Annotated in this window: 14 protein-coding genes and 2 tRNA genes; 12 read left to right on the plus strand and 4 right to left on the minus strand. The window is 60.1% G+C overall.

Features of this window, described 5'->3' with window-relative positions; translation table 11 throughout:
* Positions 1 to 130 precede the first annotated feature (130 nt).
* Together gltX and HBN63_RS00605 are read right to left on the minus strand one after the other, a co-directional pair.
* The gene (gltX, locus tag HBN63_RS00600) at positions 131 to 1612 is read right to left on the minus strand and encodes a glutamate--tRNA ligase (protein ID WP_170048008.1); all 1482 of its coding nucleotides are present in this window, start codon (positions 1610 to 1612) and stop codon (positions 131 to 133) included.
* 32 nt (positions 1613 to 1644) lie between these two features.
* Complete coding sequence (locus HBN63_RS00605; protein ID WP_170048009.1) at positions 1645 to 2565, minus strand: LysR family transcriptional regulator; 921 nt, start codon at positions 2563 to 2565, stop codon at positions 1645 to 1647.
* 106 nt (positions 2566 to 2671) lie between these two features.
* On the opposite strand from HBN63_RS00605, the gene HBN63_RS00610 reads away from it, so the two are divergent.
* From HBN63_RS00610 to HBN63_RS22125, 3 genes are all read left to right on the plus strand, one after another.
* Complete coding sequence (locus tag HBN63_RS00610; RefSeq protein WP_170048010.1) at positions 2672 to 3721, plus strand: HlyD family secretion protein; 1050 nt, start codon at positions 2672 to 2674, stop codon at positions 3719 to 3721.
* Positions 3722 to 3770: 49 nt separating this feature from the next.
* Complete coding sequence (locus tag HBN63_RS00615; RefSeq protein WP_170048244.1) at positions 3771 to 5261, plus strand: MDR family MFS transporter; 1491 nt, start codon at positions 3771 to 3773, stop codon at positions 5259 to 5261.
* Positions 5262 to 5371: 110 nt separating this feature from the next.
* Positions 5372 to 6208 (plus strand): EamA family transporter, encoded by an 837-nt coding sequence (locus tag HBN63_RS22125; protein WP_345940462.1) that lies wholly within the window; start codon positions 5372 to 5374, stop codon positions 6206 to 6208.
* 80 nt (positions 6209 to 6288) lie between these two features.
* Here the strand turns inward: HBN63_RS22125 and uvrB are convergent, their stop codons facing one another.
* Positions 6289 to 8304, minus strand: coding sequence for an excinuclease ABC subunit UvrB (gene uvrB, locus HBN63_RS00625; protein ID WP_170048011.1), 2016 nt, complete (start codon positions 8302 to 8304; stop codon positions 6289 to 6291).
* A 176-nt stretch (positions 8305 to 8480) separates the two neighbouring features.
* Here uvrB and HBN63_RS00630 point away from each other — a divergent pair, with 176 nt between their 5' ends.
* The 5 genes from HBN63_RS00630 (at position 8481) to HBN63_RS00650 (ending at position 12059) form a co-directional block, all read left to right on the plus strand.
* Positions 8481 to 9677, plus strand: coding sequence for an amino acid aminotransferase (locus HBN63_RS00630; RefSeq protein WP_170048012.1), 1197 nt, complete (start codon positions 8481 to 8483; stop codon positions 9675 to 9677).
* 67 nt (positions 9678 to 9744) lie between these two features.
* Positions 9745 to 9820, plus strand: a tRNA-Asn gene (locus HBN63_RS00635).
* Between the two features lie 9 nt (positions 9821 to 9829).
* Positions 9830 to 9906: transfer RNA gene (locus tag HBN63_RS00640), tRNA-Pro, on the plus strand.
* A gap of 263 nt (positions 9907 to 10169) precedes the next feature.
* Positions 10170 to 10394 (plus strand): DUF2061 domain-containing protein, encoded by a 225-nt coding sequence (locus HBN63_RS00645; RefSeq protein WP_090252175.1) that lies wholly within the window; start codon positions 10170 to 10172, stop codon positions 10392 to 10394.
* A gap of 105 nt (positions 10395 to 10499) precedes the next feature.
* A complete protein-coding gene (locus tag HBN63_RS00650; protein ID WP_170048013.1) occupies positions 10500 to 12059 on the plus strand; it encodes a beta (1-6) glucans synthase in 1560 nt (519 codons plus the stop codon).
* Here the strand turns inward: HBN63_RS00650 and HBN63_RS00655 are convergent, their stop codons facing one another.
* Positions 12060 to 12428, minus strand: a complete 369-nt coding sequence (locus tag HBN63_RS00655) for a hypothetical protein (protein ID WP_090252173.1) — start codon at positions 12426 to 12428, stop codon at positions 12060 to 12062.
* 105 nt (positions 12429 to 12533) lie between these two features.
* Here HBN63_RS00655 and HBN63_RS00660 point away from each other — a divergent pair, with 105 nt between their 5' ends.
* From HBN63_RS00660 to HBN63_RS00675, 4 genes are all read left to right on the plus strand, one after another.
* Complete coding sequence (locus HBN63_RS00660) at positions 12534 to 13106, plus strand: hypothetical protein (protein ID WP_170048014.1); 573 nt, start codon at positions 12534 to 12536, stop codon at positions 13104 to 13106.
* A gap of 184 nt (positions 13107 to 13290) precedes the next feature.
* A complete protein-coding gene (locus tag HBN63_RS00665; RefSeq protein ID WP_244152893.1) occupies positions 13291 to 14541 on the plus strand; it encodes a serine/threonine protein kinase in 1251 nt (416 codons plus the stop codon).
* 16 nt (positions 14542 to 14557) lie between these two features.
* Positions 14558 to 15310, plus strand: a complete 753-nt coding sequence (locus HBN63_RS00670) for a VacJ family lipoprotein (RefSeq protein WP_345940463.1) — start codon at positions 14558 to 14560, stop codon at positions 15308 to 15310.
* Between the two features lie 75 nt (positions 15311 to 15385).
* Positions 15386 to 15829 carry a MerR family DNA-binding protein gene (locus HBN63_RS00675; protein ID WP_170048016.1) on the plus strand — a complete coding sequence of 148 codons (444 nt, stop codon included), beginning with the start codon at positions 15386 to 15388 and terminating at the stop codon, positions 15827 to 15829.
* Positions 15830 to 15834: the final 5 nt, after the last annotated feature.

Raw genomic sequence — 15834 nt, forward strand, 5'->3', positions numbered from 1 at the left:
GCATGTTAAGAGCGCGCCCCACACCTGTCAACAAAATTTTTACCAGCATCTGCATTCTTTATGCTGACAGAACAACCACTTACCCCATACCGGCACGCCAAAACGACGGCCGGACGGGGCATTCAGCTGCTTAGGCAATGGCAGCCAGCAGCTTCTCCCACTCTTTGTTTTCTTTCTTCGACACACCACCGAGCAGCTCAATGGCCTGACGCAGACGGAAGCGAGTCAGATCCGGGCCGAGGATTTCCATGGCATCAAGTACGGATACCGAGCTGGCCTGACCGGTGACAGCAGCAAACATCAACGGCATGGCGTCACGCAACTTCAGCTCCAGGTGCTCCACCACGGCCTGAATGCAACCAGTGATCCTGTCCTTTTCCCACTGACGCAGCGCTTCAAGCTTCCACAGGATCAACTGCATGACCTGGCGTACCTGATCGGCACTGAGCTTTTTGCTCTCGAACAGCTTGGCGTCCAGCGTCAAGCCGCCCGCAAAGAAAAAACTGGCCAGCGGGGCGATCTGGCTAAACGTCTCTACCCTGCCCTGTACATGCGGGGCAATCTGCATCAGGTAGTTGCTGTTGAACGCCCACTTCTGCGCGCCAGCGGCGAAGTCTTCGACGCTCAGTTCACGCATCCACTGACCGTTGAGCCAGGACAGCTTCTCCAAGTCGAAGATCGGCCCGCCCAGCGATACACGGTTGATATCGAAGTGCTCAACCATCTCGTCGAGGCTGAACTTCTCGCGCTCATCCGGCATCGACCAGCCCATACGCCCGAGGTAGTTGAGCATCGCCTGCGGCAAGAAGCCCATGCGTTCGTAGAAAGTGATCGAAGTCGGGTTTTTGCGCTTGGACAGCTTGCTCTTGTCCGGGTTACGCAGCAGCGGCATGTAGCACAGCTGCGGTTTTTCCCAGCCGAAGTACTCGTACAACAGGATCAACTTGGGTGCCGACGGCAGCCATTCTTCACCGCGCAGCACGTGGGTGATACCCATCAAGTGGTCGTCGACTACGTTAGCCAGGAAATAGGTCGGCAGGCCATCGGTCTTCATCAGCACCTGCATGTCCATGCGATCCCATGGGATCTCCACTTCGCCGCGCAGCATGTCCGGCACCACGCACACGCCTTCGGTCGGCACCTTCATCCGCACCACATTCGGCTCGCCAGCCGCCAGGCGCTGTTGTACTTCGTCGGCGGACAGGTGCATGCAATGGCCGTCATAACGCGGCGTTTGCTTGGCCTCCATCTGCTCGGCACGCACTTTGTCCAGACGCTCAGCACTGCAGAAGCAGTGGAAGGCATGACCCTTCTCCACCAGCTCGGCGCTGTACTTCTGGTAGATGTGGCCGCGCTCGCTTTGCCGATACGGGCCGTGCGGGCCGCCGACATCAGGACCTTCACTCCACTCGATGCCCAGCCAGCGCAGGGCGTCGTAGATCTGCTGTTCAGACTCACGCGTCGAGCGCACCTGGTCGGTATCTTCGATACGCAGGATAAATTCGCCACCGTGCTGACGGGCAAAGCACAGGTTGAACAGGGCGATATAGGCGGTGCCTACGTGCGGATCACCAGTGGGCGACGGCGCAATACGGGTGCGGACGGTGGTCATGGAAAGTCTCGAAGAGTTGCAGTGAACGCGGATTAAGACGGCGATGGTAACAGGCCAGCCGTGGGCGGCTCCAGCAGGTGACCACCCGACAACGACAGACTGCGTATCAGAAAGTCCAGGAAAGTTTTCACCTTCATGGCCTGGAACCGCCGTGATGGATAGACCGCATAGAGTTCGCCGACCGTCAGCCGCGCTTCGGGCAACAGTTCAACCAGTTGCCCCGCCTCTACCGCAGCACCGCAGATCATCACGGGTAGCCCGGCGATTCCCGCCCCCGCCATGACGGCTTCTCGGGCAAAGGTGATGTTGTTGCACGACAGCACGCTCTGGCAGGTGATGTTTTCGCCCGCCAACGGCCAATAACGCGACGAGTCACGCGGCAACATAACGGCGCGATGCCCCGCCAATTCCTCGACCATTCGCGGCGTACCGTGCCGAGCCAGGTAATCCGGACTGGCATACAGACGCCGACTGGTCTCGAACATCTTGCGTGCAATCAAGGTGGAGTCCTGCGGCTGCCCCACCAGAATGGCGATATCCACCCCTTCCTCAACGGGGTCGACATGCCGCGAGGTCAACTCCACCTCGGCGCTGATCTGCGGGTACTGGCGCATGAAGTCACCCAGCACCCTGCCAAGGAACAGCTGACCAAATTCAATCGGTGCAGTGATGCGCAGCAATCCCGAGGGCTCCAACTGCAATTGCATCACTGCCTGCTCGGCCTCGGCAAAGTCGAGCATGATCTGCCGACAGCGCTCGTAATAGGCCTGTCCGACTTCCGTTAGGCGCAGCTTGCGTGTGGTGCGATTGAGCAGGCGCACACCAAGACGCTCTTCGAGCAGAACAATGCGTCGACTGACGGTCGACTTCTGCATGCCCAACCCCTGCGCTGCCAGGGTGAAGCTGTGGCACTCGACCACCCGTGTGAAGATCAGCGCATCATCCAGCCCCATGATTGTTCCTCATAAGCAACAAAGTTTCCGAAGTCTAACGACTACAGGCACGAAAGGAACACTGTTAGATTTGCTTACACTTTTGCCCGAGCTTCGAGCGCCCAACATGCCTGCCCAACTGCAACGCCGCCTGTTTGTCTTCCTGCTTCTTCTCAGCCTCATCGCTGCCGTCTTTTTCGGCCATTGGTGGCTGATCGGCCGACACCTTGAAAGCACCGACAACGCCTATGTACAAGGTGAAATCACCCGTGTGTCCAGCCAGCTGGGCGCACGCATCGACAAGGTATTGGTGCAAGACAACCAGCATGTCGAGCAGGGTGAGCTGCTGTTGGTGCTGGAAAGCGCCGACTTTGAGCTGGCCAAGCAACGCGCCGAAGCCACCCTGGCCACCCGCGAGGCCGAGCTGAGCCAGGCGCGCAGCACCCTGAACCAACAGGACAGCCTGATTGCTGCCAGCCGTGCCGATGTGTCGGCCAGCGAAGCCACCCTGGGCCGCACGCAGATTGACCTGTCACGCGCGCAAACCCTGCGCAAGCCGGGTTTCGTCTCCGAGGAGCGCGTCACCACCCTGGCCGCCGACAGCCGCATTGCCCGCTCGCAAGTGAGCAAAGCGCAAGCCGATCTACAAGCCCAACGTCAGCAGGTCAGCACCCTGCAAGCCGAGATCAAGCGTCTGGAAGCGCAGATCAGCAGCGCCCGTACCGACCTGGCCCAGGCTGAGCTGAATATTGCCCGCACTGAAATCCGCGCGCCCATCAGCGGTTTTATCGGCCAGCGCGCCGCACGCCACGGCCAATATGTGCAGACCGGCGCCTACCTGCTGTCACTGGTACCGGATCAGGACATCTGGATTCAGGCCAACTTCAAAGAAACCCAGATCGGCCACATGCGCCCTGGGCAAAGTGCCGAACTGACCTTCGACAGCTTCCCTGACACGCCGATCGACGGCCGCATCGAAAGCTTATTTGCCGCCTCAGGTGCGCAGTTCAGCCTGCTGCCGCCGGATAACGCCACCGGCAACTTCACCAAAGTGGTGCAGCGCATCCCGGTGAAACTTACCTTTGCCGCCGACAACCCACTCAAGGGGCTGATTCGTCCGGGCATGTCGGTCGAGGTCAAGGTCGACCTGCAGTCCGAGCCGCACCATGGCAGCTGATGCGCTGATCCGCCCCACAGGCGAGCCTAGCCGGCGCGACTGGATCGCGGTGATGAGCGTAATGCTCGGTGCCTTTATGGCGATACTGGATATCCAGATCACCAACTCATCGCTGAAGGACATCCAGGGCGCGCTGTCGGCCACCCTGGAGGAAGGCTCGTGGATTTCCACCTCCTACCTGGTGGCGGAAATCATCATGATCCCGCTCACCGCCTGGCTGGTGCAGTTGCTGTCGGCACGCCGCTTGGCGGTATGGGTGTCATTGGGTTTCCTCGCCTCCTCGCTGCTCTGCTCAATGGCCTGGAGCCTGGAGAGCATGATCGTGTTCCGCGCCATGCAGGGCTTTACCGGCGGCGCACTGATTCCCCTGGCGTTCACCCTGACGCTGATCAAACTGCCGGAACACCACCGTGCCAAGGGCATGGCGCTGTTCGCCCTTACAGCCACCTTCGCCCCCTCGATCGGCCCGACCCTCGGCGGCTGGCTGACGGAAAACTTCGGTTGGGAATACATCTTCTACATCAACGTGCCGCCCGGCCTGCTGATGATCGCCGGGCTGATGTACGGTCTGGAAAAAAAGCCCGCAGACTGGCAGCTGCTGAAAAGCACCGATTACGCCGGCATCGTCACCCTCGGTATGGGCCTGGGCTGCCTGCAGGTGTTTCTCGAAGAAGGCCATCGCAAGGACTGGCTGGAGTCCAGCCTGATCAGCGGGCTGGGCAGCATCGCCGCGATCAGCCTGGTGCTGTTCGTCATCCTGCAAATCTCGCGTCCCAACCCGCTGATCAACCTCGGCGTGCTGCGTGAACGCAACTTCGGCCTGTCGAGTATTTCCAGCATCGGCCTGGGCATGGGCTTGTATGGCTCGATCTATGTACTGCCGCTGTACCTGGCGCAGATCCAGGGCTACAACGCCCTGCAGATCGGCGAGGTGATCATGTGGATGGGCGTGCCACAGCTGTTTCTGATTCCGCTGGTGCCGCTGCTGATGAAGAAGATCTCGCCGAAATGGCTGTGCGCTTTGGGGTTTGGCCTGTTCGGCGGTGCCAGCTTCCTCTCCGGGGTACTCAACCCGGATTTCGCCGGCGAGCAGTTCAACCACATCCAGCTGTTACGTGCGCTGGGCCAGCCGCTGGTGATGGTCACCATTTCACTGATCGCCACTGCTTATACGCTACCGCAGGATGCCGGCTCGGCGTCGAGCCTGTTCAACATTCTGCGTAACCTCGGCGGCGCCATTGGCATCGCCCTGCTAGCGACCCTGCTGGACAGCCGTGCCAAGGTGTATTTCGACTACCTGCGCGAGTCGCTGGTACCGACAAACCCGCAGGTCGCCGAGCGCCTGGCGCTGCTGACTGAAAAGCTCGGCAGCGAACAAGCGGCACTGGCCAAACTCAGCGAGATCACCCATCAGCAGGCGGCGATCATGGCCTACAATGACGCCTTCCACTGCATCGGCATCGCCCTCGGCATCAGCATGCTGGCAGTTCTGCTGACGCGCAAACTGCCCGCTGGCACTACCGGTGGTGCCGCGCACTAATCCATCTCGCGCGCCGCATACCGGCGCGTTGCTGTTTCAGGTCATCCATGTCCGCATCCGCTTCGCGCACACGCTCCCTGCTGCTGATCGGTGCCTTCGCCATTATCTAAATTGGCTGGGGCACGACTTACCTGGCCAACCACTTCCTCTTGCTGGAAGTCCCGCCCTTTGTCATCGGCAGCCTTCGTTTCTCGATTGCCGGCCTGCTCGCCCTGGCCTGGGTGCTGCTCAGCGGCCAACTGCGCATCCAGCGCAGCGACTGGGGCGGCGTACTGATCGGCAGCCTGGCGCTGATTGCCGTCGGCCAGGGCGCGCTGATCTACGCCAATCAGTACCTGCCCACCGGCATGCTAGCCATGCTCTACACCACCCTGCCGCTGTGGAGCGTGGCGCTGGAATGGCTGCTTGGTGAGCGTCCGCCGCTGTGGGTAATGTGTGGGCTGGCGCTGGCCTGCAGCGGGATTGTCCTGCTGATGAACAACGGCTTGGACCAACGCGCGTCGACTGAGCAATGGTTCGCCGGCCTGCTGGTGGTATTCGCCACACTGCTCTGGGCCGGCGGTGCCTGGCTTATGCGCCAGCGCCCGCCGTTTCGTTCCAGCTGGCTGGGACTAAGCCTGCAGATGCTGATCGGCGCGCTACTGCTGGCGCTGTTCGGCCTGTGGCATGGCGACTGGCAAGCGCTGGACCTGCGCGCAATAAGCGGCAATGCCTGGCTGTGGCTGGCGTATCTGGTGCTACCTGTCAGCCTGGGTGTGTATCCCGCGTATTTCTGGCTGTTGCGTGAAGTGCGCCCGAGCCTGGTGTCGACCTTCGCCTTCGTCAACCCAGTGGTGGCCTTGCTGCTCGGCTACCTGCTGCTGGGCGAACGGCTCAGCTTGATGGCACTGCTGGCCTGCGGCATCACCCTCGGCGGTGTAGTGCTGATTATCTTCGGCCGACGTTAATCGCACACCTGAGAAAGGGGCTTTAGCCGCGGACAAACAGTCAGCCTGTCGCGGCGAAAGCCCCTTCCACACCCAGCCAATCAAACCTGCAGCAATCGATCGCGCAGTTTCTGGATTTCATCACGCAGCTGCGCGGCGGCCTCGAATTCCAGATCGCGGGCCAGGGCGTACATTTTCTCTTCCAGCTGGCGAATGCGCTTAGTGATTTCGCTCGGTGACCGCAGTTCGTTCTCGTAACGCGCACTTTCCTCGGCCGCCTGAGCCATGCCCTTGCGCTTCTTGCTGCGCGCGCCAGGCACCACGGCCCCCTCCAGGATGTCCTTAACGTCTTTGAACACACCCTTGGGGGTAATGCCATTGGCTTCGTTGAACGCGATCTGCTTGTTGCGCCGCCGCTCGGTTTCGCCGATGGCGCGCTCCATCGAACCGGTCATGCGGTCGGCATACAGAATCGCCCGACCGTTGAGGTTACGGGCGGCGCGGCCAATGGTCTGGATCAACGAGCGTTCGGAACGCAGGAAACCCTCTTTGTCCGCATCAAGAATCGCCACCAGCGACACTTCCGGCATATCCAGGCCTTCGCGCAGCAGGTTGATACCCACCAACACGTCGAACGCCCCGATGCGTAAGTCGCGGATGATCTCGACGCGCTCTACGGTGTCGATATCGGAGTGCAGGTAACGCACCTTTACGCCGTGATCCCCAAGGTAATCGGTCAAGTCTTCGGCCATGCGCTTGGTCAGGGTGGTGACCAACACGCGCTCCTCAATGGCCACGCGCTTGTGAATTTCCGAGAGCAGGTCGTCGACTTGGGTCAACGCCGGGCGCACCTCGATCTGCGGGTCAACCAGACCAGTCGGCCGCACCACTTGCTCGACCACCCTCCCAGCATGCTCGGCTTCATAGTTGCCCGGCGTGGCGGAAACGAAGATGGTCTGCGGGCTGGCGGCCTCCCACTCTTCGAAGCGCATGGGGCGGTTGTCCAGCGCCGACGGCAGGCGGAAACCGTATTCGACCAGGGTTTCCTTACGCGAACGGTCGCCCTTGTACATCGCACCGACCTGCGGCACCGAGACGTGGGACTCGTCGATTACCAACAGCGCCTGGTCTGGCAGGTAGTCATACAGCGTCGGCGGCGGCTGGCCAGAATCTCGGCCCGAGAGGTAACGCGAGTAGTTTTCGATGCCGTTGCAATAACCCAGCTCGATGATCATCTCCAGGTCAAAACGGGTGCGTTGCTCCAGGCGCTGCGCTTCCACCAACTTGTTATTGCTGCGCAGGTACTCCAGGCGCTCAACCAGCTCGACTTTGATCTTCTCCACCGCCTCCAGCAGCACTTCACGCGGGGTGACGTAGTGACTCTTGGGATAGAAGGTGAAGCGCGGCAGCTTGCGGATGACCTCGCCAGTCAGCGGGTCAAAGGCCGAAATGCTTTCCACCTCGTCATCAAACAGTTCGATGCGAATGGCTTCCAGGTCAGATTCGGCCGGGTAAATATCAATCACATCACCGCGCACGCGGAAGGTGGCGCGGGCAAAGTCCATGTCATTGCGGGTGTATTGCAGGTCGGCCAGGCGGCGCAGCAAGGCGCGCTGGTCCATTTTGTCGCCGCGATCGACGTGCAGCACCATCTTCAGGTACGACTCGGGGCTACCCAGGCCATAGATGCACGACACGGTGGTGACGATGATCGCGTCCGGCCGCTCCAGCAGCGCTTTGGTCGCCGACAGGCGCATTTGCTCGATGTGGTCGTTGATCGACGCATCCTTCTCGATAAAGGTGTCCGAGGACGGCACATAGGCTTCTGGCTGGTAGTAGTCGTAATACGACACGAAATACTCAACCGCGTTGTTCGGGAAGAAGCTCTTGAACTCCCCGTATAACTGCGCAGCCAAGGTCTTGTTCGGCGCCAGCACCAGCGTCGGCCGCTGGACTTGGGCAATCACATTGGCGATGGAAAACGTCTTACCCGAGCCCGTCACGCCTAACAGTGTTTGGTGTGACAAACCTGCTTCAAGGCCTTCGACCATCTGCCGAATCGCCTCGGGCTGATCGCCGGCAGGCTGGAAACGGGTGACCAGTTGAAACTCGGACATGACGGACCTCGACAAGCGGATGTGACGCGGCCTGAAAGCCTACGTCAAAACCGGTGAAAAGCGTGTGCCTGTTGTCGCAGCACAGGTTATGCGCCGGTATACTACCGCCGCACTTACGCAACCCCTAGTCGGGTGTTGCCTGATCCCCACTTCTCCTCTTCAGAGCTGCCGCATCCATGAGTCTGTTCTCTGCCGTCGAAATGGCTCCGCGCGATCCTATCCTGGGCCTCAACGAAGCCTTCAACGCCGATACCCGCACGACCAAGGTCAATTTGGGCGTAGGCGTTTACTACAACGAGGAAGGCCGCATTCCGCTGCTACGCGCCGTAGCCGAAGCCGAGAAAGCCCGCATTGAAGCCCATGCCCCACGCGGCTACCTGCCGATCGAAGGCATTGCCGCCTATGACAGCGCCGTGCAGAAACTGTTGCTGGGTGCTGACTCTGAACTGATCGCCGCTGGCCGGGTGATCACCACCCAGGCCGTTGGCGGTACGGGCGCACTGAAGACCGGCGCTGATTTCCTCAAGCGCTTGCTGCCCAACACTGTGGTGGCGATCAGCGACCCAAGCTGGGAAAACCACCGTGCCTTGTTTGAATCAGCGGGTTTCCCAGTACAGAACTACCGCTATTACGATGCAGCCAGCCACGGTATCAACCGCGCCGGCATGCTCGAAGACCTGAAAAACCTGCCTGCCCGCTCAGTTGTAGTACTGCATGCCTGCTGCCACAACCCGACAGGTGTCGACTTGTCGCTGGACGACTGGAAAGCCGTGTTGGACGTGCTGCGTGAGCGCGAGCATGTACCGTTCCTCGACATCGCCTACCAGGGTTTTGGCGACGGCATCGAGCAAGACGCCTTTGCTGTGCGCCTGTTTGCCGCCTCCGGCATTCCGTTTTTCGTCTCCAGTTCGTTTTCGAAATCTTTCTCGCTGTACGGCGAGCGCGTCGGGGCCCTGTCGATTGTCACCGGCAGCCAGGAAGAAGCCGGCCGCGTGCTCTCGCAAGCTAAGCGCGTGATCCGCACCAACTACTCCAACCCGCCAACCCACGGCGCCACCGTGGTGGCCAATGTGCTGAACAGCCCTGAGCTACGCGCCCTGTGGGAAGAAGAGCTGGCCGGCATGCGCGAGCGTATTCGCGGCATGCGTATGGCCATGGTTGAACAGCTGGCTGCATTGAACTGCAAACGCGACTTCAGCTTTGTCGCCCAGCAGCGCGGTATGTTCTCCTACTCGGGCTTGACCGCCGAGCAGGTAGAACGCTTGAAAACCGAGTTTGGCATCTACGCGGTCAGCACTGGCCGCATCTGCGTCGCCGCGCTAAACCAGCGAAACCTGCCTGCGGTGACCCAGGCCATCGCCCAGGTGCTGTAAACCTGCTAAAAGGAAGTCAGCATATGCTTGACTTCCCTTTTTGAATCAGTAGGATACGCGCCATCGTTCCGCGATAGCTCAGTCGGTAGAGCAAATGACTGTTAATCATTGGGTCCCTGGTTCGAGTCCAGGTCGCGGAGCCAGTAGTTCATCGGGGTATAGCGCAGTCCGGTAGCGCGCCTGCTTTGGGAGCAGGATGTCGGGAGTTCGAATCCCCCTACCCCGACCATTTTTGGGTCGCACGTGGTGCGAAATACAGCTGGCTTTACGCAGCTGTTCGCAGAGTACGCAACTCGTATGCAAAACCATTCAAGTTCGCTTGAATGTAAAAAACCCGCCTTGTGCGGGTTTTTTATTGCCTATCTTGTGGCGCACACCACGAACATAAATCACCAAAAACTATTAAAGCCATTCAATCCAAACATTTTACCAATCACAGCCTCACCACTACGCTACACCTCAATGAAGAATAGTTCTCACTCGAGGTGCGCCATGCTCAAGACCCTGACCTTCACCCTCATGCACTTCTGCATCGCCTTTGGTGTCACTTACGCCCTGACCGGCAGTATCGCAGCCAGTGGCCTGGTGGCGGCTATCGAACCGCTGTGCAACTCGGTGGGTTTCTACTTTCACGAGAAGGTCTGGCAGCGTATTGAGGGGCGCCCTAAGGCTGCCGCTGAACGCCCCACGCATGCCTGGCTGCATCACCAGGCATAAGGCCTGGTGCGAGGGTAAAAACCCGAACAGGGCATAAAAAACAGCCAGCGTGGCACTGTGCCAATCCGCTACTATGCGCGGCTCAGCCACCATACGCGCCCGATCATGCCCGCTACCTCTCGCTTTCCTATCGCTCCTTATGCATTTGCCTGCCTGCTTGGCCTCCTTGCGCTATTCGGCCTGTGGTATGGCATTGGTCAACCCGTCACATTGGCAGATGCCGCAACGCCCACGCACAAACTGCAGTGCGCGTCTTACACACCGTTCGACAAAGATCAATCGCCCTTCGATCAACCGATGCAGCTGCGTCCAGAGCGAATGGACGCCGACCTGGCGCTACTCGCTGAGCGCTTTGAGTGCCTGCGCACCTATTCGGTGACCGGCCTGGAAGAGCTGCCGAACATGGCGCGCAAACATGGCTTGAAGCTCATCGTCGGCGCCTGGGTTAGCCGAAACCCAGCCGACACCGCGGTTGAGATTGCCGGCCTGGTTAAAATCGCCAATGCCCACCCTGATGTAGTGCAAGCAGTGATCGTCGGTAACGAAGCGCTGCTACGCAAGGAAGTGACCCCACAGCAACTGGTGGTGTTGATTGAACAGGTCAAGGCACAGATCAAGCAGCCGGTAACCTATGCCGATGTCTGGGAATTCTGGCTCAAGCACCCGGAAGTTGCTCCCGCAGTGGACTTCATCACCATCCACTTGCTGCCTTATTGGGAAGACAACCCAGCGAGTATCGAAAATGCGCTGCATGAAGTCGCCGAAGTCCGCCAGACCTTTGGCAACGCCTATGCCCCCAAAGACATCCTAATCGGTGAGACCGGCTGGCCAAGCGAAGGTCGCCAACGCGAAACCGCCGTACCCAGCCTGGTCAACCAAGCGAAATTCATTCGTGGCTTCGTCGCCATGGCCGAGCAAAACGGCTGGCGCTACAACCTGATCGAGGCCTTTGACCAGCCGTGGAAACGCGTCAGTGAAGGTGCCGTCGGAGGTTATTGGGGGCTCTATGATGCGGATCGCCAGGACAAATCAATCCTCGCCGGCCCGGTGTCCAACCTGCCGCACTGGCCGACCTGGCTGATGATCAGCCTGGCACTTGTAGCCGCTACCCTGTTGTGGGCTGGTCGCCCCCATTCACCCCGCGCCGCGCTCTTGCTACCGCTGCTTGCGGCAGTGGGTGCTGCCTGTATCGGCCTGTTTGCAGAACTAACGCTGGTCACCAGCCGTTACGTGGGCGAATGGCTCTGGGCAGGTGCACTGATCGTGCTCAACCTCGTGGTGCTGAGCCATGGCGCACTGCTACTCAGCAGCCGAAATAGCTGGCGCGCACGCACATTCAACTGGCTGCATAGCCGGGGCGCTCTGTGGTTGACCCTGAGCGGCTTTGCCGGCGCGGTGATGATGCTCGCGCTGGTGGTGGATGCGCGCTACCGCAGCTTCCCCAGCGCGGCACTGTTGCTACCGACACTGGTCTACCTGTGCCGCCCAGTAGGCGGCTACCGCCGTGAAGTTGCATTGCTTGCCTTACTGATCGGCGCCTGCATTGCACCGCAGCTGTACCAGGAAACCCTGAGCAACTGGCAAGCCATCGGCTGGGCGATGACCTGCGTGCTACTGGTGGCGGCGCTGTGGCGCAGCCTGCGGCTTAAAGCGCAAACCGCCTAATCAGGCGATTTGCGGCGCACGCACCCAACGCAGCAGCGCCAGCACGACGGCAAAAACTGCCAGGCTGGCGCTGTACAACACCAGCGCCGGCAGGCCGAGCAGCAAGGCCGGCACTGCCAGTCGCTTGCCCCATGCGCCGGGCAACACAAATGCCAACACGGCACAGACCAGCGCAGCCCAAGCCAATACACGGAAATGGATCAACCAGCCAAGGCTGGCACGCACCTGGCAAGCCATCTGCTGCGGGTCATCAACGCATAAACCAACCCACTGTGCGCCTTCCATCAGTTGGTAACGCAGCACAAAGCTCAGGGCCAGACACAGGGCCGCGGCGATCAGCAGAGCAGTCAGAGGCAAATAACGAGACATGGGTAACTCGGGCAATTGAAAAGGCTGCGTAGGATAAGCCGCCGCGTCGCGGATAACACCCCCCCGAGATCGCCTACTCACAGCCGCTGCGGCTAGAATCCAGCCATGCTGATACGTCGCCTGATACTGATCGTCGCAAGCTTGCTCGGCCTCTGGATGCTGTGGGTCATTGTGCTGCCCACGCCCAGCGGCCCGCCTGCCAGCAGCCCATCACACAGCGGAAGTTGGCGCTTAGCCGCGCACACCGTCAGTACGTTGCAGCCGTTCCAACTGGAAGCGCGCATCCTCGGGCGTGAGGACTATTACTTTGACCGCGGCGCCAAGCTCTCGCCAACCGGTCTGGCCCTCGGCTGGGGGCCAATGGCTGATCCGGAGGTGCTGCGCCATATCACCATCAGCCAGCGTAACCGCTGGTACTTCTGGCGCGCCGAACAACTGCCAATCGAACGCCGACAGATCGAGATCCACAGCGCCAATATGCACCTGATTCCCGCCAACCCGGCGGTAGCCAGCACCCTGGCCGGACTCAAAGAAGGTCAGCAGATTCGCCTGAGTGGACAGCTGGTGCGAATCGACGGTGACGATGGCTATCGTTGGATCAGTTCACTCAGCCGCGAAGACACCGGTGACGGTGCCTGCGAACTAATCTGGGTTGAACAGTTGGCCGTATTGCCTTGACGCACCCAGTTTCAAATGGCTCTTTTGCCTGAAAACTGACAGCTCTATAACTAAACGGCACTTAACCACGCTTATGTGGTCAAATCGACCCGCACCTGAAGCACTGCATCAGTCCTAGCTCTCAAGAGATTTAGCCATGTCGCCTGTCCCTCGTCTGCTTGCCCTTCTCAGTTGCCTCGCGCTGATGGCTCCCGTCAGCGCCGCCGATATCGACGCCAGCAGTTATGGCTACCCGATCAGCAACCCTTTCGAAGCCACGCTGGCAACCACACCGCCCGAGCTGCGTCCGAAACTGCCGGCCGACGCGGACATCAACCAAAGTGACCACCAGATCAAACTGCGCCCGGAGCGCGAGTTTGAGTTGCCAGAAAACTTCTGGCCGGTGACCAAGATGCACTACCGCATTGCCAAACAGTCCGGCGAAGCGCCGCTGATCTTTATCATTGCCGGTACGGGCGCGCATTACGCCAGCAGCACCCCGGAATACCTGAAGAAGCTGTTCTACGGTGCGGGTTATCACGTGGTGCAATTGTCATCGCCGACCAGCTATGACTTCATGACCTCCGCCTCACGCTTTGCCACGCCCGGCATTACCCGTGAAGACGCCGACGATCTGTACCGCACCATGCAGGCGGTGCGCGCCCAGCATCCGCGCTTGAAAGTGAGTGAATATCACCTCACCGGCTACAGCCTGGGTGCGTTGCAGGCGGCCTTTGTCAGCGAGCTGGACGAGACGCGTCGCAGCTTCAACTTCAAACGCGTGCTGTTGCTCAACCCGCCGGTCAACCTCTATACCTCGACCACTAATCTCGACCGCCTCGTGCAGACCAAGGTGGATGGCATCGACAACAGCACCACATTCTATGAACTGGTGTTGGGCAAGTTGACCCGCTACTTCCAGAACAAGGGCTACGTCGACATCAATGACGCCCTGCTCTATGACTTCCAGAACTCCGGCGAGCAGCTCAACGACGAGCAGATGGCCATGCTGATTGGCGCGGCTTTTCGCTTCTCAGCTGCCGATATCGCCTTTACCTCGGACCTGATCAACCGCCGCGGACTGATCACCCCGATCAACTACCCGATCAGCGAAGGCACCAGTCTTACGCCGTTCTTCCGGCGCGCCCTGCAGTGCGACTTCGACTGTTACCTGACCGAGCAACTGATCCCCATGTGGCGCGCACGTACTGACGGTGGCAGCGTGGCGCAGCTGATTGACCAGATCAGCCTGTATGGCGTCGCCGATTACCTGAAAAACAGCAGCAAGATCGCCGTTATGCACAATGCCGATGACCTCATCCTCGGCCCAGGTGACCTGGGCTTTTTGCGGCGCACCCTGGGGGATCGCCTGACCGTATACCCGCTGGGTGGCCATTGCGGCAACCTCAACTACCGCGTCAATAGCGACGCCATGCTGGAGTTCTTCCGTGGCTAAGCCAACCTTTATTGCCGTGTTTTTCACCCTTGCGCTCGGTAGCAGCCTGGCACATGCCCAGCACACCGTTGATGACGACGGTTTCAAACAACCGCTGCAGCACCTGCAGTTCAATCCGGGGCTGGACCAGCGCGAGTTTGAACGCTCGACCCTCAACGCGCTCGACGTCTATGACCCGCTGGAGTCGTGGAACCGTCGCGTCTATCACTTCAACTACCGCTTCGATGAATGGGTGTTCTTACCGATTGTCGATGGCTACCGCTATATCACCCCCAACCTGGTGCAGACCGGCGTCAGCAACTTTTTCAGCAACCTGGGTGATGTACCCAACCTGCTCAACAGCGCACTGCAGCTCAAGGGCAAGCGCGCCATGCAGACCACCGGGCGCCTGCTGCTCAACACCACCCTGGGGGTCGCCGGCCTTTGGGACCCTGCTACGCGCATGGGCCTGCCCAAGCAACGCGAAGACTTCGGTCAGACCCTGGGCTATTACGGCACACCTGCCGGGCCTTACCTGATTCTGCCGCTGCTGGGGCCATCGAACCTGCGTGATACCGGCGGTCTGGTGGCAGACTTTACCGCCAAGAGCCAGGTCAATTGGTTGAATGTCGCCGAAGCCAGTGTCAGCCACCCAGAAATTACCCTGCTGGAAGTGGTCGACCAGCGCTCCACGGTGAACTTCCGCTACGGTCAGCTCAATTCACCGTTCGAGTACGAGAAAATTCGCTTCTTCTACCACGAGGCGCGCAAGCTGCAGATCGCCGAATAAGCCTGCGAGCTTGACCCAAGGGCCGCCCCCGGGTTTTAACCTGGCGCGGCCTTTAGTTTTTCGGAGTGTTTATCGATGCGTGTCGCCCAACTGGCCAAAGCCGCCGTCGTCAGCAGTGAGACCGTGCGTCACTACACCGATCTCGGCCTGCTCAGGCCTACGCGCAACCCGGATAACGGCTACCAGGAATACTCCACCACCGACCTGCAACGCCTGCGTTTTATCGCGCGCGCCCGGCGCTTGGGCTTTAGCCTGAAAGACACACAGCAGATACTCACCAGTGCCGATAACGGCCAGGCGCACTGCGCAGAGGTCCGCGACCTGCTCAGTGAACGCTTGGCGGCGCTACAGGCGCACATCGAGGAGTGCCAACGCCTGGCGCTGGTGATGCAGAACGCCTTCGACGATTGGGCCGACAAGGGCGAATGCGCGCCAGATGGTCAGGCCATCTGCCGGTTGATAGAAGATTTCGAGCCGGATATCGAACGCCGCCCAGCGACGCCCTGCCCTGCCCACTAAAAACG

This window comes from Pseudomonas sp. WS 5011 (assembly GCF_012985775.1).
Lineage (GTDB): Bacteria > Pseudomonadota > Gammaproteobacteria > Pseudomonadales > Pseudomonadaceae > Aquipseudomonas > Aquipseudomonas peli.

Coding starts and splice junctions, on each gene's coding strand:
- gltX (WP_170048008.1), bottom strand. CDS start 1,612: ATGACCACCGTCCGCACCCGTATTGCGCCGTCGCCCACTGGTGATCCG.
- HBN63_RS00605 (WP_170048009.1), bottom strand. CDS start 2,565: ATGGGGCTGGATGATGCGCTGATCTTCACACGGGTGGTCGAGTGCCAC.
- HBN63_RS00610 (WP_170048010.1), top strand. CDS start 2,672: ATGCCTGCCCAACTGCAACGCCGCCTGTTTGTCTTCCTGCTTCTTCTC.
- uvrB (WP_170048011.1), bottom strand. CDS start 8,304: ATGTCCGAGTTTCAACTGGTCACCCGTTTCCAGCCTGCCGGCGATCAG.
- HBN63_RS00630 (WP_170048012.1), top strand. CDS start 8,481: ATGAGTCTGTTCTCTGCCGTCGAAATGGCTCCGCGCGATCCTATCCTG.
- HBN63_RS00645 (WP_090252175.1), top strand. CDS start 10,170: ATGCTCAAGACCCTGACCTTCACCCTCATGCACTTCTGCATCGCCTTT.
- HBN63_RS00650 (WP_170048013.1), top strand. CDS start 10,500: ATGCCCGCTACCTCTCGCTTTCCTATCGCTCCTTATGCATTTGCCTGC.
- HBN63_RS00655 (WP_090252173.1), bottom strand. CDS start 12,428: ATGTCTCGTTATTTGCCTCTGACTGCTCTGCTGATCGCCGCGGCCCTG.
- HBN63_RS00660 (WP_170048014.1), top strand. CDS start 12,534: ATGCTGATACGTCGCCTGATACTGATCGTCGCAAGCTTGCTCGGCCTC.
- HBN63_RS00665 (WP_244152893.1), top strand. CDS start 13,291: ATGGCTCCCGTCAGCGCCGCCGATATCGACGCCAGCAGTTATGGCTAC.
- HBN63_RS00675 (WP_170048016.1), top strand. CDS start 15,386: ATGCGTGTCGCCCAACTGGCCAAAGCCGCCGTCGTCAGCAGTGAGACC.